The sequence below is a fragment of the Terrabacter sp. MAHUQ-38 genome (genome assembly GCF_014518425.1).
Lineage (GTDB): Bacteria > Actinomycetota > Actinomycetes > Actinomycetales > Dermatophilaceae > Terrabacter.
Genome location: NZ_JACVCU010000001.1, coordinates 889,114 through 910,545, shown reverse-complemented (window position 1 = coordinate 910,545; position 21,432 = coordinate 889,114). Strand labels below are relative to the sequence as shown.

The 21,432-nt window shown below is 70.6% G+C and carries 18 protein-coding genes; 3 read left to right on the top strand and 15 right to left on the bottom strand.

Features of this window, described 5'->3' with window-relative positions:
- Positions 1-19 precede the first annotated feature (19 nt).
- From H9I49_RS04290 to H9I49_RS04250, 9 genes are all read right to left on the bottom strand, one after another.
- Entirely contained in the window at positions 20-616 is a 597-nt protein-coding gene (locus H9I49_RS04290) for a YciI family protein (protein WP_188029050.1), read from the bottom strand.
- A 160-nt stretch (positions 617-776) separates the two neighbouring features.
- Entirely contained in the window at positions 777-1,814 is a 1,038-nt protein-coding gene (locus tag H9I49_RS04285; protein WP_188029049.1) for a glycosyl hydrolase family 32, read from the bottom strand.
- 79 nt (positions 1,815-1,893) lie between these two features.
- Positions 1,894-4,005 carry a GH32 C-terminal domain-containing protein gene (locus H9I49_RS04280; protein WP_188029048.1) on the bottom strand — a complete coding sequence of 704 codons (2,112 nt, stop codon included), beginning with the start codon at positions 4,003-4,005 and terminating at the stop codon, positions 1,894-1,896.
- Positions 4,002-5,588: an ABC transporter substrate-binding protein gene (locus tag H9I49_RS04275; protein ID WP_188029047.1), complete on the bottom strand. Its 1,587-nt coding sequence runs from the start codon at positions 5,586-5,588 to the stop codon at positions 4,002-4,004. The genes H9I49_RS04280 and H9I49_RS04275 overlap by 4 nt, the downstream gene beginning before the upstream one ends.
- Positions 5,589-5,675: 87 nt before the next feature.
- Positions 5,676-6,629 carry a carbohydrate ABC transporter permease gene (locus tag H9I49_RS04270; RefSeq protein WP_370587420.1) on the bottom strand — a complete coding sequence of 318 codons (954 nt, stop codon included), beginning with the start codon at positions 6,627-6,629 and terminating at the stop codon, positions 5,676-5,678.
- Entirely contained in the window at positions 6,626-7,606 is a 981-nt protein-coding gene (locus H9I49_RS04265; RefSeq protein WP_188029046.1) for a sugar ABC transporter permease, read from the bottom strand. The genes H9I49_RS04270 and H9I49_RS04265 overlap by 4 nt, the downstream gene beginning before the upstream one ends.
- On the bottom strand, positions 7,603-8,658 hold the full coding sequence (locus H9I49_RS04260; protein WP_255523599.1) for a LacI family DNA-binding transcriptional regulator: 1,056 nt from the start codon (positions 8,656-8,658) through the stop codon (positions 7,603-7,605). Before H9I49_RS04260 ends, H9I49_RS04265 begins: the two co-directional genes overlap by 4 nt.
- A gap of 115 nt (positions 8,659-8,773) precedes the next feature.
- Positions 8,774-9,316: a 2'-5' RNA ligase family protein gene (locus tag H9I49_RS04255; protein WP_255523598.1), complete on the bottom strand. Its 543-nt coding sequence runs from the start codon at positions 9,314-9,316 to the stop codon at positions 8,774-8,776.
- A gap of 131 nt (positions 9,317-9,447) precedes the next feature.
- Entirely contained in the window at positions 9,448-10,395 is a 948-nt protein-coding gene (locus H9I49_RS04250; RefSeq protein WP_188029045.1) for a cation diffusion facilitator family transporter, read from the bottom strand.
- Between the two features lie 181 nt (positions 10,396-10,576).
- On the opposite strand from H9I49_RS04250, the gene H9I49_RS04245 reads away from it, so the two are divergent.
- Entirely contained in the window at positions 10,577-10,855 is a 279-nt protein-coding gene (locus H9I49_RS04245; protein WP_188029044.1) for a hypothetical protein, read from the top strand.
- 501 nt (positions 10,856-11,356) lie between these two features.
- Here H9I49_RS04245 and H9I49_RS04240 read toward each other — a convergent pair.
- The 6 genes from H9I49_RS04240 to H9I49_RS04215 all read right to left on the bottom strand — a co-directional run bounded on the left by H9I49_RS04240 (position 11,357) and on the right by H9I49_RS04215 (position 20,395).
- Positions 11,357-13,690 carry a TIM-barrel domain-containing protein gene (locus H9I49_RS04240; protein ID WP_188029043.1) on the bottom strand — a complete coding sequence of 778 codons (2,334 nt, stop codon included), beginning with the start codon at positions 13,688-13,690 and terminating at the stop codon, positions 11,357-11,359.
- Positions 13,687-15,957, bottom strand: a complete 2,271-nt coding sequence (locus tag H9I49_RS04235) for a TIM-barrel domain-containing protein (protein WP_188029042.1) — start codon at positions 15,955-15,957, stop codon at positions 13,687-13,689. The genes H9I49_RS04240 and H9I49_RS04235 overlap by 4 nt, the downstream gene beginning before the upstream one ends.
- Before the next feature lie 50 nt (positions 15,958-16,007).
- The gene (locus H9I49_RS04230; RefSeq protein WP_188029041.1) at positions 16,008-17,273 is read right to left on the bottom strand and encodes a sugar ABC transporter substrate-binding protein; all 1,266 of its coding nucleotides are present in this window, start codon (positions 17,271-17,273) and stop codon (positions 16,008-16,010) included.
- Between the two features lie 74 nt (positions 17,274-17,347).
- Positions 17,348-18,250, bottom strand: a complete 903-nt coding sequence (locus H9I49_RS04225; protein WP_188029040.1) for a carbohydrate ABC transporter permease — start codon at positions 18,248-18,250, stop codon at positions 17,348-17,350.
- Positions 18,243-19,187, bottom strand: a complete 945-nt coding sequence (locus H9I49_RS04220) for a carbohydrate ABC transporter permease (RefSeq protein ID WP_188029039.1) — start codon at positions 19,185-19,187, stop codon at positions 18,243-18,245. Before H9I49_RS04220 ends, H9I49_RS04225 begins: the two co-directional genes overlap by 8 nt.
- On the bottom strand, positions 19,184-20,395 hold the full coding sequence (locus tag H9I49_RS04215; RefSeq protein ID WP_188029038.1) for an ROK family transcriptional regulator: 1,212 nt from the start codon (positions 20,393-20,395) through the stop codon (positions 19,184-19,186). Before H9I49_RS04215 ends, H9I49_RS04220 begins: the two co-directional genes overlap by 4 nt.
- Before the next feature lie 204 nt (positions 20,396-20,599).
- Here H9I49_RS04215 and H9I49_RS04210 point away from each other — a divergent pair, with 204 nt between their 5' ends.
- Positions 20,600-21,004: a cupin domain-containing protein gene (locus H9I49_RS04210; protein WP_188029037.1), complete on the top strand. Its 405-nt coding sequence runs from the start codon at positions 20,600-20,602 to the stop codon at positions 21,002-21,004.
- A gap of 19 nt (positions 21,005-21,023) precedes the next feature.
- Entirely contained in the window at positions 21,024-21,419 is a 396-nt protein-coding gene (locus H9I49_RS04205) for an SRPBCC family protein (RefSeq protein ID WP_223128247.1), read from the top strand.
- Positions 21,420-21,432: the final 13 nt, after the last annotated feature.

The following is a 21,432-nucleotide window of genomic DNA, read 5'->3' as shown; positions in this document are numbered from 1 at the left end:
CGGAGCAAGGCAGTGGGGGTCAGTCGGGCCGCCCGCCGCGCTGCCATCGATGGCACTCCACCCCACTCGCAGCGCAACCGGTGGTGGCCAGGACAAATGCCTCGATGCTCTGACGGGCCGACTCAGGCGGACGGTCGACGAGGCCGACGAGACCGACGGCACGGTCGCGGTCCTCGCTCAGAGCAGCACCCGCGTAGAGCCACTGCGGGTCATCAGACTCCGCGAGCAGCCGCCGAAGTGTGTCGGCGACGTGTTCGGTTGTGCGCTCAGCGACGATGTCAGCACGCACGAAGGCGGCGAGGTTTTGCGCGGCGGGTGTAGGGCGGTCCCACATCGTTCCGTCGACACACGGCTGCATCGCGATGACGGAGACCTCGGAGTACCAGCCGGCCCGCGCATAGGGCTCGTCGAGCGCGAATCGCTGAGCCAGCGTCGCGTCGCCAAGGTCCACCACGTGCACGCTTCCCGTGTGGTCGGCACCGTCGGGCGACAGCGTCGGACCCCTCGCGATCAATGCCGTCGTCCACTCGTCCATGTACGCCCAGTGCGCCTCATGAAGCTCGTGCGGCTCGTACACGAAGTCGGGCCCGTCCTTGCCCAAGACCAGGAACTGCAACAGAGCCCTCCTCGAGATGCGACGGTCGGTCCGTCGCTTCGCCGAGGGTAGTCAGAGCCAAGCGCGTCGCGCGACGATGTTGGATCCGGCCGCGGGCTCTACGAGTCGGACGAGAGATCGATGGCGCGAACCGTGTGCGGGAAGCGCTCTCGCCGCAGGGTCAGCGGCCCTTCGCGGGCGCCGGGGATCCTTGGCCCTCAAGGACCGCCTCGCGATGCCGGGCGTCAGCGACGACGTCGGACGGTCGCCGCGTGAGCACCATCCGCCCGGTGGAGGTCACGTCGACGGCCACCGGGTCGCTGAGGCCTCCGACGAACGTTCCGTCCGAGTCGAACTGGAGGAACGCCAGCAGCGCCGGCCCACCGGTCAGCGGATCCGTGAGGATCTTGCCCGCGTAGATCGAGCCCGCCTCGTCAGCGGCGAAGAGGCCGTCCGAGTCTGGCGTGAAGGGCCCGGTCGGGCTGTCGCCGACGAGGTAGTGCGTGCCGGTGACCGCTCCGACCCGCTCCTGCCGCACAGTGCTCGTGCAGTCCGCGTAGGCGCAGAAGACGAGCCGGTGACGGCCACCCACTTCCACGACCTGCGGCACCTCCAGGTGGCCCCAGTCGCCGAGCGGAGTGACCGGACCGACTGGCGTCCATGAGCGCAGGTCGTCGGAGCGCAGCAGTGCCACGACACCGCGCCCGTCCACCGGGCCGTCGGGCATGCGGGCCGTCACGAGCATCGCCCAACCCCCATGCTCCGGGTCGGCGAAGACGCACGGGTCGCGCCAGCACAGATCGGGCCACACGGAGGTGTCGAGCTGCTCGAACATCTCCGGCGCGTCGAGCACGAACTCCGGGTCCTTCGTCCAGCTCACGAGATCGGCGCTGCGCGCCCGGCCGATCCGCTGCCGCAGCCCGTCGCTGTCGGTGCCGATACCGGTGTAGAACATCCACCAGTCGTCGCCGTCGCGCACGACACTGCCGGTCCACGTCGCGAGGTCGTCCCACGCACCGAGCTCGCCGGGGCCGAGGGCATCCTCGAGCACGGTCCACTCGCGTAGGTCCGTGGAGACTGCGTGACCCACGCGTGCGTTGCGGTGCCGCAGGTCCGGATCGCCGAGCGAACGCGGAGCCTTGAGGAAGTAGAGGTGGGTGTCCTCACCGTCCTGGGCGGTCCAGAAGTCCCAGGTCCAGTGGTCGTCGAGCAGCAGCACGTGAGCAGTCCTGTCGGGTTGGCGTTCGCGTTCGGGTTCGGTTACGGGCAGGTCGATCGAGGTGAGTCGGTCGGACGATTCAGACGTCCGCGCCCGAAGACGGAGTGAGCTCGGCGCTGCCCAGACGCCAGGCCCGCACCGACGCCACGTCCGCGCCGGCCGGGACCGTCACGCGCAGCCGCGAACCGGCCGGTGGGCGTATGCGTGTGGTGATGGACGCCCGGTTGTCGAGGTAGGCCTCGAGCATCGACCCGTCGAGGAAGACGCGCAGGCGCACTGCCTCACTGGCAGAGTCGAAGACAGCCCCGTCCAGCTCGGTGGGGCTCCACGTGTCGTAGTCAACCGCGCCGGGGCGGTGCACCTCGAGACGCCGAGCGTCGAGGTCGAGCCGGACTGACGCGTGCAGCGCCCCGCCCGCCTCGTCGACGAGAGCGACACGCACGACCCCAGGCCCGGCGAGGCATTCCAGCTCCAGCTCGATCGGCCCGAGCGTCAGGTCGGCCGCCAGCAACGGCACCTCCGCCGCGCGCAGGTGGGTCACCTCGACGAGCAGCTCCTCGCGCAGGGTCGCCAGCTCACGCACAGGGGCAATCCGCAACGTGTCGTCGTCACCGAGCGAGAGCTCGAGCGGCAACCCGGCATTGTGTGCCCAGCCGACCTCCGCCTGCCGGGCCGTCGTGCGGCCGTCCTGGGCGATCGACCACAGGATGGTGCGCCCGTCGGACAGCACGTTGCCGCTCGGGCCGGTGAAGTGTCGCCCGTGGTCGAAGCGCCGCGGTTCGGGATGCCATGGCGTGAACATCCGCGCCGAAGCGTCCCAGTCGCCGAGCCAGTGGACGACCTCGACCACGCGGCCGTCGGGCACCGCGGCCCACCACGGGCAGACGAGGAGGACGTGCGCCGCGCGTCCCGACGCCGACGAGACGGGCAGCAGCACTGGCAGCTCCCACATCTCCCCCACCTCCGGATGCGCGGCTGCGTCGCCCACGAGCAGCGGCCCGACCTCGTCCCACGACTCCCCGTCGGCCGACTCGAACAGCAGCGCCGTCCCGCCGTGCCCGACGACACCCGCGCCGACGAGCATGAACCAGCGCTCACCCTCTCTCCAGACGAAGGGGTCGCGGAACTGCCCGGGCACGAGGTCGTCACGCGACGGCATACGCAGGACGGGTTCGGCGTCAGCCACCCACGTGGTGCCTGCGCCCTGCCCGCGCGGACGCGCGATCGCGACGGACTGGTCTGGCGCGCAAGTGAAGTCGCCGGCAGTGATGAAGAGCACCGGGCGGCCGGCGTCGTCCAGGACGCTGCCCCCGCTCCAGATGCCGTCGGGCGCCACCGGGGTGTCCACCGGCGAGAGCGCAGGCGGCAGGTGTCGCCAGCGCACGAGGTCGGTGCTGACCGCGTGCCCCCACTCGATCCCGCCCCAGTGGGCGCCGGTGCGGTTCGACTGGAAGAAGAGGTGGTGCAGCCCGTCCGCCTCGATCGGCGCGTGCGGCTCGTTCATCCAGTGCGCCGGCGGCAGGAAGTGGAAGGTCGGACGGTACGGGTCAGGGCGGACCCAACGCGCCAGCTCGGCCGCGACGTCAATGGGCGGTCGGTCGGTCCCCCCACGCGAGCGCAGCTCGGCAACGGCCGAAGGGAAATCGCCGTGTGCCGTGAGGCCCACCTCGCCGACGACGCCCGTCACGCCTTCGGTGACCAGCGCCTCCTCCACGATCATCGAGTCGTGGCGGGCACCGACCCGCACGGCATCCGTGGCGGGCAGCGGCCCACCAGGCCATGGCAGCTCACCCACCCACTCGCCGTCGAGGTAGAGGGACGTCGTGTCACCGACGACGAGCCCGTAGCGGTGCCATTCCCCGGGACGCACGGGCTCGGTCGCGACGACGGCGCGCGTCTGCACGCTCTCGCCCGTCCCCACCTGGACCTCGAGGCACGGCCGTCCGCCCCGGTCGGTCCCGAGCACGAAACCAGCTGCACCATCCGTAGCGGTCCAGCTGACGAGTCCCGACGTCCGGCCCGATGTCGACACGAGCGAGACCGGCGCGTAGTCGACGACGAGTGACCAGACGGCTCCGTCGGCCGCCGGGGCGGGAGGGGCGTCGTCGAGCAGGTCCGCAAGAGTGGACACGCGGCCGCCCCCGACGAGGTGGCGCCGGCGGAGGTCCGCCGGCGCCTGGACGCTCGTCACTGGCTGTTCTGCTTGTTGCGGTCGTAGGCGGCCTGGTAGATCCCGACCAGGTCGTCGATGCCGGCCTGCTTGAGCGCCGAGACGTAGCCGTCCCAGTCCTTCTCGACACCGCCGCGCACGATCCACGCGGCGCGCTTCTCGTCGACGATCGCCTTGACGTCGGTCTGGATCTGGCCCATCCGCGCCAGCTCGTCCTGGGTGAAGAAGGCGAGCGGGTAGGACTGCTTCTCGGCGTACGGCAGGTAGATCTCCTGGAGGTCCTTCGCCCGCTGGGCGGCGCGCGGCTCGGGCGCGACGATGGTCTGGAAGTCCTCTTTGAGGGTCACGTGCGGACCGTTCGGGGCGATCTTCTGGCGGCGCTCGCCTGCGTTCTCGCCGGCCTTGAGCGGGGTCGCGACGAGGAGACCGGAGGCGTCCTTCTGCAGCCCCTCACCAATGGCGCCCCACGCGACCTGCGCCGACATGACGGGGTCGTAGAGACGGTCGACCCAGCGCATCGTCGCCTCGGGGTGCTTGTTGGCGCGGGTGATCGCGAAGGCGTTGCGGCTGTAGTCGACGTTGTTCGACCGGCCGACGAGCTTGCCGGCCGGGCCCTCGAGCGGGCCCATCAGCGCGTAGTCCTTGACGCGGTCGGTGCCGACGACCTCCTCGGTCTCCCACCAGACGTAGGAGCCGAGCACCTCGGAGCTCGTCTTCCCCTTGGCGAGGTACTGCTTGTCGTTCTGGGTGAAGGACTCGGGGTCGATGAGGCCCTCGGAGTACCACTGGTGCAGCTTGGCGATGGCGTCGCGGTACTCCGGCTGGATCGCCGTGTAGATGACCTTGTCGTCGCGGACGATGCGGTGGTCGACGTTGTCCGGCATGCCCGAGAGTGCGGCGAAGAGGTCGCCCACGTCGGCGCACCACCAGTTGCCGATGAAGCTGAGCGGGATCTCGTCCGCCTTGCCGTTGCCGTTGGGGTCCTTGGTGCGGAATGCCGTGAGGGCCGCGTGGTAGTCCTCGACCGTCTGCGGCATCGACAGCCCCAGCTTCTTCAGCCAGGCGGTGTTGATCGACCAGAAGAAGGGCACCGCCCCGAGCTCGAGCTCCTCGGCACTCGGCAGCGCGTAGATGTGACCGTCGGCGGCGGTGACCGCGGCCTTGAGCGCGGGGCGCTTCTCGAAGACCTTCTGGAGGTTCGGCGCGTACTTCTCGATCAGGCCCTCGAGCGGCACGAGCGTGCCGTTCGTGCCGTACGTCATGATGTCGGAGTCGCTGAGCTCCGAGTTGTAGAACGCGTCGGGCAGGTCGCCGCTCGCGAGGATGAGGTTCTTCTTCTCCTTGTATGCGTCGAGCGGCAGGTTCTGCCACGTGATCGCGACGTTCGTGTCCTTCTGCCACTGCTTGACGAGGGTCATCGCGGGCAGGTCGGCGAGCGGGGCCTTGCTGCCGGTGAAGGTCAGCGTGATCGGCTGGGTGACGATCGGCAGGCCGGTCGTCTTGAAGCCGGCGTCGGCCTGGCCGTCTGCGGCATCCGACGATCCCGAGCAGCCGGCTGCGAGCGAGAGGCTCAGCGCCGCGGCCACGGCGAGGGTCTTCTTCATGGGTACTCCTTGGGCGGGACTGATGGAGCAGAGAGTTTCCGAGGTTTTGAGCAGGCTTGTGCGGCAGTGCGTTATACGTATGACCGATCAGGCCTTGAGAGCGCCCGAGACACCACCGCGGTTGAGGTAGCGCTGGGCGAAGGGGGACACGATGAGCAGGGGCAGCGTCGAGACGACGACCATGGCGTACTTCACGAGCTCGCCGACGCGTTGCGCCTCGGCGTAGGAGGCGAGGTCGGAGGTCAGGTTGCCCTGGGCCGCGACCTCGGAGCGGATGAGGATGTTGCGCAGCACGAGCTGCAGCGGGTACTTCGTGTCGTCGCCGAGGAAGATCAGGGCGTCGAAGAAGGCGTTCCAGTTCCAGACGAGGTGGATGAGCACCATGACGCCGACGAGCGGTTTCGACAGCGGCAGCACGATCGAGAAGAAGTGCCGGAACTCCGAGGCGCCGTCGAGCTGGGAGGCCTCACGCAGCTCGTGGGGGATCGCCGACCGGAAGTAGGTGCGGGCGATCATGACGTTCCACACGGCGAGCGCGTTGGGCAGCACCATCGCCCAGACCGAGTCGAGCAGGCCGAGGTCCTTCACGACGAGGTAGCGCGGGATGAGGCCGCCGTCGAAGAACATCGTCGTCATGAACAGGACGGTGAGCAGCCGGCGCCAGGGCAGGTCGCGGCGGGCCAGGACGTAGCCGCTCGTGAGCACGAGGGCACAGCTGACCACCGTGGCGAGCGACGTGTAGAGCGCCGAGTTGCCGATGCCGCGCCACACCGTCGCATCGGAGAGCAGCCGGGCGTAGCCGTCGGTCGTGAAGCCGCTCGGCAGCAGCCACACCTCGCCCGCGTTGACCGCATCGGGGTTGCTGAGCGAGGCGACGACGATGAACCACAGCGGGTAGAGGATCGCCACCACGGCGCCGCCGAGCACGAGAGCGGCAACGGCGGTGTATGCGCGCTCCCCCGCCGAGCGCCCACGCGTCGGTGGTCCCGCGGGCCGGGCGGACGGCATACGCACTCGGGTGACAACTGACGGCGCGCTCACTGGTCCGCTCCCCCCTGGAGCCGCGAGACGAGGCGCGCGAAGGTGAGCAGGAGGACGAGGTTGAGCAACGAGTTGAACAGGCCGATGGCGGCGCTGTAGCTGAACTGCGCCTGCTGCAGGCCGGCCTGGTAGACGTACGTCTGGATGATCTGGGACGACTCGAGGTTGAGCGGCGTCTGCATGAGGAGGGCCTTCTCGAAGCTGACGTTCATGAGGTTGCCGACGGCGAGGAGGAACAGCACGGCGATCGTCGGCGCGATGCCCGGCAGGTCGACGTGGCGCAGGCGCTGCCACGTGTTGGCGCCGTCGACGCGGGCGGCGTCGTGCAGCGCCGGGTCGATGCTGGCGAGGGCCGCGAGGTAGATGACCATCTGGAAGCCTGACTCCTGCCAGACCGTGGTGCCGACGAAGACGGGCCGGAACCACTCGGGCGAGCCCATGAAGAGGATCCGCTCACCGCCGAGAAGGTCGATCGCGTTGTTGACCATGCCGGTTCGCGGGGAGAGCAGCAGGTAGAGCATGCCGACCACGACGACCGTCGAGATGAACGTCGGCGAGTAGAGAATGCCCTGGACGACGGAGCGCAGCCGCCCGGCCGGGAGCTGGTTGAGCATCAGGGCGAGGATGATCGGCACCGGGAAGGCCACGACGAGGTTCGTGACCGCGAGCCCGATCGTGTTCTCGAGCAGGGTCGCGAACTGGGCGGAGCCGAAGAACCGCTGGAAGTGCTGGAGCCCGGCCCACGGGCTGCCGCCGAACCCGTCGAACGGGTTGAAGTTGCGGAACGCGATCTGCACGCCGTACATCGGCCAGAACTTGAAGACGACGATGTAGAGCAGGGCCGGAGCGATCAGGACGTAGAGCTGCCAACGCAGTGCCATCCGCTTCGCGAGCGACGGCCCGGGCGTGGGCTGCGGGTGCCGTGGCCGGGCGTCCGGGGCCTCCGGCTTGGGTCGCCGGAGCGTGAGCGTGGTCATGACGCCGTGCCCGACGCAGGGCCCGCCGGACGGCTGACGGATCCGCGGGTCACGAGCGGGCAGTGGAGCAGCTCGACGGTGGGGTCGGTGTCGCCCGACAGCAGGCGAGCGACGCCGCGGCGCCCCATCTCGGCGAACGGCAGCTCCATCGAGGTGAGGCCGGGGCGCAGGTGTGGCGCGATGACGGGCATGTTGTCGAAGCCGATCACGGACACGTCCGTGCCGACCTTGAGGCCGAGCTCGCCGGCGGCGAGGTAGGCACCCCAGGCGGTGCGGTCGTTGCCGCAGAAGATCGCGCTCGGCCGGCGCTTGCGCTTGAGCAGCCGGGTGGCGAGCCGGTGACCGGCGACCGCATCGCCGTCGCCGTACTTGACGAGCGTGCGGTCGACGCGCAGGCCCGCCTCGGTGAGGGCATCGACGAAGCCGCGCTCGCGCTCGACGACGGCGGGGAGCATCGACTCGGGCGGGGCGATGTTGATGAAGGCGACGCGCTCGTGGCCGTGCTCGACGAGGTGTCGCGTCGCCTCCAGACCGCCGGTGTACTCGTCGGGGGCCACCGACGGCAGCGAGCCGTCCTCGGCCGTGCCGTTGACGACGACCGTCGGCACCTCGCGCAGCAGCGGTGGAATCTTGAGGCGGCGGTTGTACATCGAGGCATAGACGATGCCGTCGACCTGGCGGGACAGGAGCGAGTCGATGGCGCGCTCCTCGATGAGGGGGTCGCCGCCGGTGTTGATGATGAGCATGAGGTGGCCGTCGACCCACGCCTGGTCCTGCGCGCCCTCGACGAGGTCACCCGCGAACGGCTCGCTCGCGACCGTGTCACCGACGAAGCCGATGAGGCGCGACTGCCCCTCGCGGAGGGACTTCGCGGCCGAGTTCACCCGGTAACCAAGGCGATCCACGGCTTCGAGCACACGCTGCCGGGTCTCAGAGGAAACCCGGGAACCGGCGGCGTCGTTGAGGACGAGGCTGACCGCGGCCTGGCTGACGCCGGCCTCGCGCGCCACGTCCTTCATGGTCGGGCCGCCCCGGCCACCGGTTCGCGCCATTGCGAGCTCCCTGCTGAGTTATACGTTTAACTGCGGTGCTCCGCAAAAGTAGCGACACCGCCACTACCGCGTCAAGCACTTCTCCGGAATCCGGTGAGGTGAGCGGCGGCGCGGGTCACGGGATGCCGTCGACGGGCCAGAGCTGACCCGTCGACGTGTCGATGAGGGCGCACCGCTCGGCGCGCACGGTGAGCGGCAGGACGTCGGACACCTCGTTGACGACGACGGCCAGCCCGTCGCCCGTCGCCCGGGTCGCGACCGACACGTGCGGCACCCATCGACCCGGCAGGTAGTGACGGTGCAGCACCGCCCCCGTTCCCTCGAGGGCCGCGACGACCCGCTCCTGACGTGCGGCCACCGCCGACGGCACGGAGCAGGCCAGCGCCGCGCGTCCGCGCGGGAAGGTGATCGTGCCCTGCACCGTGAGCTCCACCGGCCCGGCGTCGGGCAGGTCGGCGACGGCCGCGCGGACCGCGCCGGGATCGCCGTCGATGAGGACGGCATACGACAGGTGCGGGTGGTGGCGCCCGTGCGTGTGCGTCTCGAGCGTGCGTACGCCGCGCGCCTCGAGACGCGACCAGAGCTCGCGCACGAGCCGGTCGCTGCGGGAGTCGAAGAGCAGGCACAGCGCCAACGCCATGGCCTCAGGGTCCGTCATCGCGCCCGTCGAGACCACCGAAACGGCCACCGACGGTCAGCAGCCGGCCAGTCGTGCATCACCTGGACGACGGACCTCCCAGGGACGAGCGGCGCGTGCGCTGAGCAGCCCGAGCTCTCCGACGGGTCGGCTCAGGGCGTGAGAGTCGGCGCATCGGGGCGCGACAGGGTGATCATCGCGCGCTCGACGAGCTCGTGCCGCTCGACACGTCTGCCGAGCGCAGCCAGCCGGGCAGCAGCCTTGGCTTCCGGGTCGTCACCCGTGAGGTCGACGGCGGCCACGAGGAAGACCCGTCCCGGCCCGACGAACTCGAGGTGCAGGAAGGTGATCCGCTCGACCTCGCCGCTCGACTGCAGGTCGTCGTGGGCCTGCCGCCACAGCTCGGGTCGCACGGCCTGGCCGACGAGGAAGTCGCGGTTGCGGCCGATGAGGAAGATCGCGACCACCCCCAGCAGCAGTCCGACGGCGATCGACCCGGCCGCGTCCCACAGCGCGTTCCCCGTGACCTGGTGGAGCCAGATGCCGATGCCGGCGAGGACGAGTCCGATGAGCGCCGCGGCGTCCTCCGCGAAGACTGCACGGAGCGTCGGGTTCGACGTGTTCACAATGAACTTGAGGGGTCGCAGGCCCCGCCGCCGCGCCTCCGACCGCGTCTGTCGCGTCGCCTGCACGAACGACACGCTCTCCAGCACGAACGCGACCGCGAGCACGACATACGCCCACGCGTACGACGTCTCCGGCTCGTCGTGCGTCAGCGCCGTGATGCCGTGCCACACCGACACGACGGAGCCGGCGCCGAAGAGCCCGAACGCCGCGAACATCGACCACACGTAGGCCTCGCGGCCGTAGCCGAACGGATGTGTCGCGTCCCTGGGCTGCGCCGCGCGACGCTCGGCCATGAGCAGGAACACCTCGTTGCCCGCGTCGGCCCACGAGTGCGCTGCCTCGGCGACCATCGAGGCCGACCCGGTGATGACGGCGACGACAGACTTCGCCACGGCGATGAGCGCGTTCGCCACCAGCGCGATCACGACCGTCAGCAGGCTCTCGCCGCCATTGCCACCCTCATCCACAGCCATGAGTGCCACGCTTCCCCCCACCGACCGCCGCACGCAAGTGCGCCGGAGCCGGCCCGCACGAGTCGCAGGCTCGAAGACCCGCGGCGACGTCACGCGACCGCTACGATTCCCACGGCCGGCACGGCGCCGGCCCGCACACGACAGGGGAGCCGTGGCCATGCCGCGCCGTCATCGCCGCTTGATGTCACTGGTCACGGGCGCTCTCGCCGTCGCCCTTGCCGCTGCCCCGATGGTCGTCCTCGGCCCGTCCGAAGCCGCCGCCGCGGCATCCCAGCTCGCCCCCGCTGCGGCGCCCGCACCGACCACCGCCGACCCGTCGGTCCTGACGTTCACCGCCAAGGCCGGCTCGACGTCCGTGACGCTGTCCTGGTGCTGCAGCACCACGCCGGCGAGGACCTACACGGTCCGACGTGACGACGGCACCGGCACCCCGACCCCCGACTCGGGCGTCCTCGTCTGACGCGTGGGGTCTCGGCCCGCGACTCTCGTGTGCGCCGGGTGGCCCCTGCATGCTGGTGGCCTCGGACGGCCGCTACCGGCAGTACGTCGGGTCGACCCTGACGGCGGCCCGTACGCTGCCCTCGACCTTTCCTGCCGACGGTGCCCGCCTGTCGTGCGGCGGCCCGTCGATGTGCCTCGCCGTCGTCGACGCCGGCAACTGGGCGCAGTGGAACGGCTCCGGCTGGACCGCCCACGAGCCGAGCTGGGCGTCCTACCGGCTCGGTTCGCTGACATGCGTCACGTCGCAGCACTGTGTCGCCACCTACGCGTACAGCAACGACGACACGTCCGTGACGTGGAACTCGGGGGTGTGGTCCGTCACGACCGGCGCGTACGCGCCGGACGAGCACCTCGCCCCGGAGTGCCCGACGTTGCAGGTCTGCTTCGTCGGGGTCGGACCACGGTGTCCCGCTCCTCGTGAGCGGGACGGCGCCCTGACCGAGCCTCGACCTGGTGTCCGTCAGGCGCCGTGGGTCACGACGTCGAAGCGGGTCCGCGCGTGGCCGGCATACCCCGGTCCGGACGTCTCGTGCGACACCGACACCTCGCCGCCCGAACGCGACACCAGCACCGTCGTCGTCAGCCGCTCCGGCTCGCCGTCGGTGACGGTGAGCCCGTCGTCCTCGACGAGCACCGACTCCCAGGTCCCGTCGGCCGAGGGCTCGAAGACGTGCAGCTCGACCACCTCCGGTCGGTAGCCATCGGTCGACGGCGGCGCGTCCGTCCACATCGGGATCGCGGCGCCGGCCCGCGCGAAGAGGGGGATCCGCTCCCGCGGGGTCTCCACGGTGATCGTCTGCCCGCCGGGGTGCCGCTCGCCGGAGTGCCAGTCGTACCAGTCGCCCTCGGGCAGGTAGACGTCGCGCGAGGTGGCGCCTGCCTCATAGACCGGCGCGACGAGCAGGTCGCGGCCGAACAGGTACTGGTCGTCGACGTCAACAACGCCCGGGTCACCTTGATAGTCGAGGACCAGCGGCCGCTGCACCGGCTCACCCGTCTCGCTCGCCCGCACGAATGCGGTGTAGATGTACGGCATGAGCCGGTAGCGCAGCCGTACCGCCTCGCGCGCCAGATCGTGGATCTCCTCGCCGAACGACCACGGGTACTGGTCGACGTTGTTGGTCTCGGAGTGGTTGCGGCAGAACGGAGTCAGGGCACCCATCTGCATCCAGCGCAGGAAGAGCTCGGGGTTCGTGTCCCCCTGGAAGCCGCCGATGTCGGCGCCGACGAAGGGCTGGCCCGACAGTCCGAAGCCGCACGCCATCGGCATGCTCACCCAGAGGTGGTCCCACCGCGCCTGGTTGTCGCCCATCCAGTTGGCGGCGTACCGCTGGATGCCGGCGAAGCCGGACCGCGACAGGATGAAGGTGCGCAGGTCGGGCCGGGCCGCCCGCAGTCCCTCGATCGTGCCCATCGCCATGAGCAGCGCGTACTGGTTGTGGAAGCGCTCGTGCTTGGCCCGCCCCTTGTCGAAGAGCATCGTCTCCGGCGGGATGTCGCCGGTGGCCGGCTCGTTCATGTCGTTCCAGATCCCGGCCAGACCCGACTCGACGTGGCGGGCGTTGAGCGCCCCCCACCACGCGCGGGCCTCGGGCGTCGCGAAGTCGGGGAAGACGGTGTTGCCCGGCCAGACCTGCCCTACGTAGGTGTCGCCGCCCTCGGTGCGGCAGAAGACGTCCTTCTCGAGCCCGTCGTCGTAGACCTCGTAGCCCGGGTCGTGCTTGACGCCCGGGTCGACGATCGTGATGGCACGGTAGCCCTGGTTGGCCAGCCCCTTGAGCATGCGCGGGGGGTCGGGGTAGCGCTCCGAGTCCCACGTGAAGACGCGGTAGCCGTCCATGTAGTCGATGTCGAGCCAGATTGCGTCGCAAGGGAACTCGTCGTCCCGATAACGCCTGGCGATGACCTCGATGTCCTGCTGCTTGTACGCGTGCCACCGGCAGTGGTGGTAGCCGAGCGCCCAGATCGGAGGCAGGGCCGGGCGCCCGGTCAGCCACGTGTAGCGCTCGAGGATGGAGGCCATCGACGGACCGGCGAACACGTACTCGGTCCACTGACCACCGTGGAAGGTGACCCGGTACTCGTCGTCGCGGCTGAACTCGTACTCGCCGCGGTAGCCGTTGTCGACGAACGAGCCGGCAGCCGCGCCCGTGGCCTTGTCGAGGTGGTGGAAGAACGGGACCGTCACGTAGTACGGGTCGAACTCGACGCTCGTCATGTCGGCCCGCGGGTCGGTCGGGTCGAGGCCCGCGCGGAACTCGGCCGTCGCGTGCTCGTTGAGGACGTCCGTGTTCCACAGCACGAAGTCTCGTCCGCGCCGGTTGTGCCGGCCGCCCTTCTCGCCCAACCCGTAGATCGCGTCGTCGCGCCCGATGCGGCGGCGCATCGTCCACGCGTCGTTGAGTGTCGCGTAGGTCCAGTAGCGGCCGTCCTCGTCGGCGACCGACTCGACGACGGCCGATCCGTCGGTCCGGTGCACGTCGAGCCGGAACGGGTCGAGCCACAGCGTCACGACCACGTCGTCGGTCACGAGCCGCCACGCGTCGTCGCCCGGCTCGGCCCGCCAGGCCACGGCACCGTCAGCGCCGTCGGCGCCGGGCTCGAACGGGTCGACGCACACGGCATACGTCGGCTGCTCGTCGAACGCCCCGCCGCGGCTCAGCTGGACGCGCAGGACGTCGGGTCGGACGGCCTCGACGCGCAGCCACTCGCCGTGCAGCCGCGCGAGCAGGCCGCGCTCGGTCTGCTCGACGGCGTCGACGCGCTCGAACCGGATGAAATGGTCGGTCCTCATACGTCCACCCTGTCAAAGACCGGCGCCAGGGACGACCAGGCGTCCGCTCGGCACCACACGGGCACGACGTCGATGGGGACGTCGCGCTTCACCACCCGGCCGCCGCGCACCGGTTCGCCGGTCCAGACGTCGACCCACTCCCCCTCCGGGAGCCACACGGGCCACGTCGAGGCCCCGGGCGAGGTCACCGGGCTGACGAGCAGGTCGGCGCCGAGCATCCACTGCTGCTGCTCCCAGGCCTCGGCCGCCCCCGGGTGGTCGAAGAACAGCGGCCGCATGAGCGGTCGGTCGGTCGCCACCGTGGCCGCCGCGGACGAGGCGAGGTAGTCGACGAGTCGCTCACGGAGCCAAGCAAACTCGCGGAACACCGGCACCACGCGATGGTCGCCCGTCTGGTCCGCGACGTGCCAGGGCGTGCGGTCGCGCAGCGGCTCCTGGTGGTGGTTGAACTCCGAGTGGTACTGCATGATCGGCATGAACGCCGACGCGCCGGCCGCCCGGAGGTAGAGCTCGGAGTCGGGCACCGCGCCGCTGAAGCCCGCGAGGTCCCAGCCCCAGTAGACGATGCCGCACGACGCTGCGGTGAGCCCCGCCGTGACGGAGTGCCGAAAGGCCTCCCACGTAGAGTCCTCGTCGCCCGCCCAGAACACGCCATGCGCCTGGGATCCGGCAAAGCCACTGCGGGAGAAGGTGATCGGCGCCTTGCCGTGCTTGCGCAGCAGGTCACCGAACGCTCGCGCGTAGTGCACCGGATAGAGGTTGTTGCCCTCGCTGCCCCGCCGCCCGTCGCCGTACGTGAGGTCGTGCCCCCACGCGTGCTCGCCGCCATCGGTCTTGAACCCGTCGACGCCGAGGTCGCGCACGAGGTAGTCGCGCTTGGCCGTCCACCAGTCGCGCGTGCGCTGCGTCGAGAGGTCGGGCATGAGCGACTTCGGGAACCACCAGCCCCGGTTGAGGTATGCCGTCCCGTCGGCCTCGCGGACCGCGTGCCCTCCGCGGACCATGGCCTCCCCCTCGGCGAGCACCTGCTCGTGCAAGCCGTCCTCCGAGGCCGCCGTCTTGAGGAGGGGGATCTGCCAGAGGATGACCTTGATCCCGCGGGCGTGCAGGTCGTCGACCATCGCCTTCGGGTCGGGCCACGCTCCGTCGGCCGGGAACGCGAGGTCGGCCAGCGAGAACGGGGACCCGTCCGGGCGCGGCTGGTACGTCGCGTCCCGCCACAGCATGATCCCCTCCTCGTCGCTCCACGCCTCGATGACGATGACGCCGACCGGGATGTCCAGGTCGCGGTGGCTGTCCATCCGCTCCGTGACGATGGCCTGGGTGTTCCACTCGTTGCCCGACGCCCAGAGCCGGAAGACCCACGAGGGCAGCTCCTCGGCACGCCCGACCTCGTCGAGAAACGCCGTGAGCACCTCGGTGGGCGTGCCGTCGTAGACACCGACGTCGACGTTCTCGTCGGCCGACCCGCCGAGCGCCACCTCGACGACGAGCCGCGACGGGTCGTCGACGCCGCAGTCGAACCAGGTCCGCCGCGACGTGCGTACGTGGAAGCCCCAGCCCGAGCCGTCGGCACCGATGACGTGCGCGAACGGCATCGGCAGGTACGTGCGACCGTGCTCGCCCTGCGACTTGTACTGCTCGAAGACGACGGCGTCGAGGCGCCGACCGGCCTGGTCGAGGTGGTCGAAGCGTTCGCCGAAGCCGACGACGTGGTCGCCCTCCCCCAGTGCCAGGGCGAACCGGGCCCGCTGCACGCCGTCGACCGTGACGAACCACTCGACCGAGCCCTCGACGAGCCGGCCACCACCGACCGTGAGCCCACCCGTGAACCCGGCGGGCAGCTCCGAGACCCAGCGCGCCGGCGCGACCGCGAACCACCCCGTCCCCACCGACCGGCCGTCGCCCGTCGCCGCCACGAACCGGTACTCGTAGCCATCGACCTCTTCGAGCACCGGCGACTCGACGGCCCAGGCACCCTCGCCACCAATCGATGCCGCCTGCGCCTCGGCGAGGTGGCCCTCCCCGCCGGCGAGCGCCGCGGCATCCGCGACACTCGCCGTCACCGGCTCCAGGGCGAGCGACACGACCTCCCCACTGCCGTCACGGACGCGCCACTCGCAGACCACCGCCGTCACCTCGGGCGCGGCCTGCACGCCGAGGGTCGTCGACCGGCCCAGGTGCGGGAGGACGGGGACGCGCTGGTCGGGCGACACGGCATACGGGTGCTCGATGCCGTACGGACGGTGGGTGACGAGGGTGCTCATGCTCCGGCTGGTCTCTCGGGTCGGTGAGGGGTGGGGTCGCTTGACGAGCGCTACTTGAGGAGCGCGTCGACGGCCTTCTGCGCGTCGGCGAGGGCCTGGTCGACGGCCTTGCGGCCGGCGGCCGCGGCGGTCAGCTCCTTGGTCACGGCGTCCTGCAGCTCCTGCTGGCGCTCGACGACCGGCGGCAGGACCGTGGCGTCGAGGGAGTCGAAGACGGCCTGGCGGTTGGCCGGCTTGCCCGCCTTGAGGTAGCTGGCGAGCTTGGCCTCGTCGGCGACGGGCGGCAGCTCCCAGCTCGTCTTGAGGCGCAGGTCGGTCATGACGTCGGAGCTCGTCAGGTAGCTGACCCACTTCTGGGCGGCTTCCTTGTTCTTGCTCTGCGAGGAGACGACGACCCCGTTCGTGAACATCGCCGATGCCTTCTTCGCGTTGCCCGGCTCGACGACGACGTCCCACGCGAACGGCGCGTCCGCCATGCCGGAGAACAGCCAGATGCCGGTGTGCCACATCGCGAGCTTGCCGCTCTTGAAGAGCTTCGAGTCGAAGTCGGGCGTGCCGGCACCGTCGGCCTCGGTCGGCATGGTCTTGCCGGCCTTGCCGACGAGGAACGCGGCGGCCTGCTTGCCGGCGGCCGAGTTGAAGGTGGACGCCGTCTTGTCGGAGTTGAGGAACTCGCCGCCGGACTGCGCGAGAGCCTTGTAGAACTCGAAGAAGCTGATCGGCTGGTAGTCGCCCCAGACCTTCTTGGCCTTGTCGGTGAGCTTCGCCGCGGCGGCCTGCTCGTCCTTCCACGTCCAGTCCGCGGTGGGCTCGGCCACACCGGCAGCCTTGAAGAGGTCCTTGTTGAAGAACAGGACGACGTTGCTGAACGACTCGGGCAGGCCGTACTGCTTGCCGTCGGCCTGGAACGCCTCGAGCAGCGACGGCTTGTACGCCGCCGCGTCGACGCCGCTCAGCTCCGCGAGCGCGCCGCTCTTCGTGTACGTCACGAAGTTCTCGTAGTTGAGCTCGAACGTGTCACCGGCCGTGCCGCCCGCGACGGCGGTCTGCAGCTTGGTGAAGTACGCGTCGTAGGGGGTGGTCTCGACCTGGACCTTGATCGACGGGTTGGCCTTCTCGAACGCCGCCTTGATGGCGTCGAGGTCCTTCTCGTGGCCGCCGTTGGCCGAGAAGTTCATGTAGCGGATCGTGACGGGGCCGCCGGCGGTGGCGGGCGCGTTGTCGGTCTTCGTCGCGGAGCCCTGCGCGCAGGCGCCGAGCGCCAGCACGAGGCCGGCGATGACAGGCGCGACACTGCGCCTGGCGATGTTCTTCATGGGGGTGCCTTTCGCTGCCTGCCGAGACCGGGTGTGCTCTCGGACGTTCTTGGGGTGGGGTTGCGGTGGGCGGGCTACTTGAGCCCGGAGTGGGCCACGCCGGCGATGATGTGGCGCTGGGCCAGGAGGTAGACGATCGCGATGGGCACGATCGAGAAGACCGACCCGGCCATGACGACGTCCCACTCGGTCGTGAACTGGCCGTGGAGGGTCGACAGGCCGAGCGGCAGCGTCATGAACTCGGGCGAGCGGATGACGACGAGCGGCCAGAGGAAGCTGTTCCAGCTGCCCATGAACGCGAAGACGGCGACGGTAGCGAGCGCGGGCCGGATGAGCGGCACGATGATCGTCGCGAAGATGCGCAGGTGGCCGGCGCCGTCGATGGTCGCGGCCTCGTCGAGCTCGCGCGGCACGCTCTCGACGGCCTGCTTGAGCAGGAACACCCCGAACGCCGAGGCGATCGACGGCGCGAGCAGCGCCATGTACGTGTCCTGGAGATTGAGCACCTTCATCTCGATGAAGAGCGGCACGACGAGCACCTGGAGCGGCACCATGAGCGTCGCGAGGTAGAGCGCGAAGACGACGTTCTTGCCCCGGAAGGTCAGGCGTGCGAAGCCGTAGGCCGCCATCGTGCCCGTGACGAGCTGCAGCAGCGTCGACACGACGGCGATCCAGAACGAGTTGAGCAGGATCCGCCACATCGGCAGCGTCTCGAGCAGGGTGCCGTAGGCCGCGGTCGTCGGGTCTTCGACCCAGAGGCGCGGCCCGTCGGCGAGCGACCCCTCGGGCGTGATGCTCGTGACGACCGTCCAGAGGAAGGGGAAGAGCATGACGACCGCTCCGGCCAGCACGGCGGCATACCGAAGCAGCGTCAGTGCACCCCAGCGGCGGCGCGCGGTCGAGATGGCCGCGGGAGCCGGCGGCGGGACGGCCGGGCTCGGCGCGGGCGGCGGGGCGAGGGTCAGCTGGTCAGGCATGGTGCACCCACCGCTTCTGGCCGCGGATCTGCACGGCCGTGATGAGCAGGATGACGGCGAAGAGGATCCACGACAGCGCGCTGGCCTCGCCGGCCCGGCCGTAGCGGAACGTCAGGTCGTAGACCTGCCCGACGACGACCTGGCTCGCGCCCTGCGGGCCGCCGCCGGTCATGACGTAGACCTGGTCGAAGACCTGGAAGCCGTTGATGAGGGAGATGACGACGACGAAGAACGTCGACGGCGAGAGCAGCGGCAGGGTGATCCGCCAGAACCGCTGCCACGGGCCGGCGCCGTCGACCGTCGCGGCCTCGACGACGTCGCTCGGGATCGCCTGGAGCCCCGCGAGCATGATCACCATGACGAAGCCGAGGTCCTTCCACGCCGAGCTGAGGATCACGGCCGGCAGCGCCCACGTCGGGTCGGTCCACCAGCCCGGCTCGGGCAGGCCGAGCGCGCCGAGGATCGTGTTGACGAGGCCGTTGCTCGGGTTGAGCAGCCACTTCCACACGAGGGCGACGACGACCCAGCTCGTCACGACGGGCAGGAAGTACGCCGCGCGGAAGAACGCGCGCGCCGGCATCCGCTGGTTGAGCGCGAGGGCGAGACCGAGCCCGCCGACGTAGACGAGCGGCAGGTAGCCGGCGCAGTAGAGGAGGGTGTGGAGGAAGACCTCCCGCGTCTGCTCGTCGGTGAGCAGGTCGGTGTAGTTGTCGAGGCCGACCCACCTCATGGCCGAGATGAGGTTCCAGTCGTGCAGGCTGACCCAGATCGAGCTGATCATCGGCACCGCCGTGAAGAGCAGGAGCGGCACGGCGCTCGGGGCGAGGAAGAACAGCACCCAGCCGCGGTTGCGCCACGCACGTCCACGCGAGCCGGCTCCCCGCGTATGCCGTGTCGTGGCAACGGCTTTCGGCGCACCGTGCGTCGTGGCGGTCATGAGACGTCCTCGATCGCGGCCTGGAGCCGCGCCCGGACGAGCTCACCCTGCTGGCCACCCGCGACGGCGTCGAAGGGCGTCGCGAGCACGAGCGACGCGGCGCCGACGGCCCACTGGTCCTCGGTCCACGGCTCGACGATGCAGCGGATGTCGCGGCGGGTCGGCATGAGGTGGCGGCGGAAGGCGGCCTCGAAGCCCTGCTCCCAGTGCGCCCAGTCGTCCATGCCCTCGCCCATGAGCACGACGCACTCCGGGTCGAGGGTGTGCACGACGCCGGCCAGCGCGCGGCCGAGGAGGCGCCCGGCCTGCTCGTAGACCGCGAGGGCTTCGGCATCACCGGCGGCGGCGGCGCGCGAGAGTCCCTTGACCGTGCCCCGGCGGCCGATGACTCCGCGGCGGACGGCCTCGGCGACGAGCCCCGGCTCACCGACGTACGCCTCGAGGCAGCCGACGTTGCCGCAGCCGCAGGTCGGGCCGTCATCGGTGACGGGGACGTGCCCGATCTCGCCGGCACCGCCGTGGGCGCCGCGTACGACGACGCCGTGCTGGACGATGCCGCAGCCGACGCCGCGGCCGATCGTCACGACGATGTAGGAGTCGTGCTGGCGGCCGATGCCGTAGACGCTCTCGGCGGCGGCGAGCGTGTTGACGTCGTTGTCGACGAGCACCGGCACACCGAGCCGGTCGCGCAGCCGCGGGCCGACGGCCGCGCGCTGCCAGCCGATGGTCGGCGCGTCGACGATCCCGGAGGCCTGCGAGTCGACGGCGCCCGGGATGCCGATGCCGACCCCGAGCAGGTTGCCCTCCTGGCGCGACACCGCGTCGGAGAGGGCGGAGCAGAGCACGTCGAGCGCGTCGCGGGGGCTCGGGTCGAACGGCACGGACTCCGACGAGCGCACCGTTCCGTCGAGGTCGACGCCGACGATGGCGATGTGGTCGGCGGTGACCTTGGCGCCGATGGCGTAACCGGCGGCGCGGTCCAGGCCGAGGAGGCGTGCCGGGCGCCCGCCCGCGCTGGGCACCGACTCGAGCTCGGTGACGAGCCGGCGGGCCAGCAGCTCCTTCGTCGTCTGCGTGACGGTGGCCGGGCTGACGCCGAGGATGCGGGCGATGTCGGCCCGCGAGGACGGCCCCCTCGTGCCGAGCAGGCCCAGCACGCTGGCGCGCACCAGGTCGCCGCGCCCGGCCGCGTACCCGTTGGTCGTCATCGACTCACCCTTCGCCGTCGTCCCGACTAAGTTCAGGACTAAATTTAGGTCAAAACATAGACCCGGCGCCGGGGTCCGTCAAGAGGTCGGCCGGGCGAACGGAACCGACCACTCGACACTCGAGTGGTCACGTGCGTGCGTACCGAACCGACCGCTCGACGCTCGAGTGGTCACTTTGGTGCGCACCCGCGGTTTGATGGGCGTATGACCGAGCATGCCGACCCCGCCCAGCCGTGCACGCGCGTCGCGGGCGACGCGTTGAGCCCGGCCGACCCGACCCCCGGGATGAGCCGCCAGGTCGCCCTCCACACCGAGACGATGTGGTCGGGGACGGTCGACACCGAACCCGGAGCTGTCTCGGGCTGGCACCACCACGGCGACCACGACACGACCCTCTACGTCGTCTCCGGTCGGATGCGTCTCGAGTCGGGTCCTGGCGGCGAGGTCGTCGTCGAGGCCGGCCCCGGGGACTTCCTGCGGGTGCCGGCCGGCGCCGTGCACCGTGAGTCCAACCCCGGCGACGGCACGTCCCGCGCAGTCATCGTGCGCTGCGGCACCGGCACCCCGACCGTCAACGTCGACAGCCCGGCGCCGTCGCGCGAGGCCTGAGCGACAAAGGGACCGAGCCGTGCGGACGACGATCACCGCGACCGGCCGCGCCGACCCGGCGACGGTCTGGCGACGATACGAGCAGCTCGCACTCTGGTCGTCATGGTCACCGCAGATCCGGGAGGTCATCGCCGCCAGACCGACCATCGCGCCGGGCCTGAACGGCCTTGTCGTCGGACCTCTCGGCGTCCGGATGCCGTTCCAGGTGCTTGCCGTCGACGCCGAGGCGATGGAGTGGCGCTGGCACGTGCGGCTCGGTCTGGTGCATGCGACGCTCGACCACGTCGTGCGACCGGCGCCCGGCGGGTGCCAGGCGGAGGTCGTCATCGACGGCCCGGCCCCCGTCGTCGTCGGCTACCGGCCGCTCGCTGCGATCGCGCTACGCCGCCTCGTCCAACCCCAGCCGCTGCCGTAGCGGCGTGCACTGC

What these genes read in the sequence shown, in the direction of transcription:
- H9I49_RS04265 (WP_188029046.1), bottom strand. Translation starts at nt 7,606, where the DNA reads ATGACCACGCTCACGCTCCGGCGACCCAAGCCGGAGGCCCCGGACGCC.
- H9I49_RS04275 (WP_188029047.1), bottom strand. Translation starts at nt 5,588, where the DNA reads ATGAAGAAGACCCTCGCCGTGGCCGCGGCGCTGAGCCTCTCGCTCGCA.
- H9I49_RS04250 (WP_188029045.1), bottom strand. Translation starts at nt 10,395, where the DNA reads ATGGCTGTGGATGAGGGTGGCAATGGCGGCGAGAGCCTGCTGACGGTC.
- H9I49_RS04220 (WP_188029039.1), bottom strand. Translation starts at nt 19,187, where the DNA reads ATGACCGCCACGACGCACGGTGCGCCGAAAGCCGTTGCCACGACACGG.
- H9I49_RS04245 (WP_188029044.1), top strand. Translation starts at nt 10,577, where the DNA reads ATGTCACTGGTCACGGGCGCTCTCGCCGTCGCCCTTGCCGCTGCCCCG.
- H9I49_RS04235 (WP_188029042.1), bottom strand. Translation starts at nt 15,957, where the DNA reads ATGAGCACCCTCGTCACCCACCGTCCGTACGGCATCGAGCACCCGTAT.
- H9I49_RS04225 (WP_188029040.1), bottom strand. Translation starts at nt 18,250, where the DNA reads ATGCCTGACCAGCTGACCCTCGCCCCGCCGCCCGCGCCGAGCCCGGCC.
- H9I49_RS04210 (WP_188029037.1), top strand. Translation starts at nt 20,600, where the DNA reads ATGACCGAGCATGCCGACCCCGCCCAGCCGTGCACGCGCGTCGCGGGC.
- H9I49_RS04215 (WP_188029038.1), bottom strand. Translation starts at nt 20,395, where the DNA reads ATGACGACCAACGGGTACGCGGCCGGGCGCGGCGACCTGGTGCGCGCC.
- H9I49_RS04240 (WP_188029043.1), bottom strand. Translation starts at nt 13,690, where the DNA reads ATGAGGACCGACCATTTCATCCGGTTCGAGCGCGTCGACGCCGTCGAG.
- H9I49_RS04255 (WP_255523598.1), bottom strand. Translation starts at nt 9,316, where the DNA reads ATGACGGACCCTGAGGCCATGGCGTTGGCGCTGTGCCTGCTCTTCGAC.
- H9I49_RS04260 (WP_255523599.1), bottom strand. Translation starts at nt 8,658, where the DNA reads ATGGCGCGAACCGGTGGCCGGGGCGGCCCGACCATGAAGGACGTGGCG.
- H9I49_RS04230 (WP_188029041.1), bottom strand. Translation starts at nt 17,273, where the DNA reads ATGAAGAACATCGCCAGGCGCAGTGTCGCGCCTGTCATCGCCGGCCTC.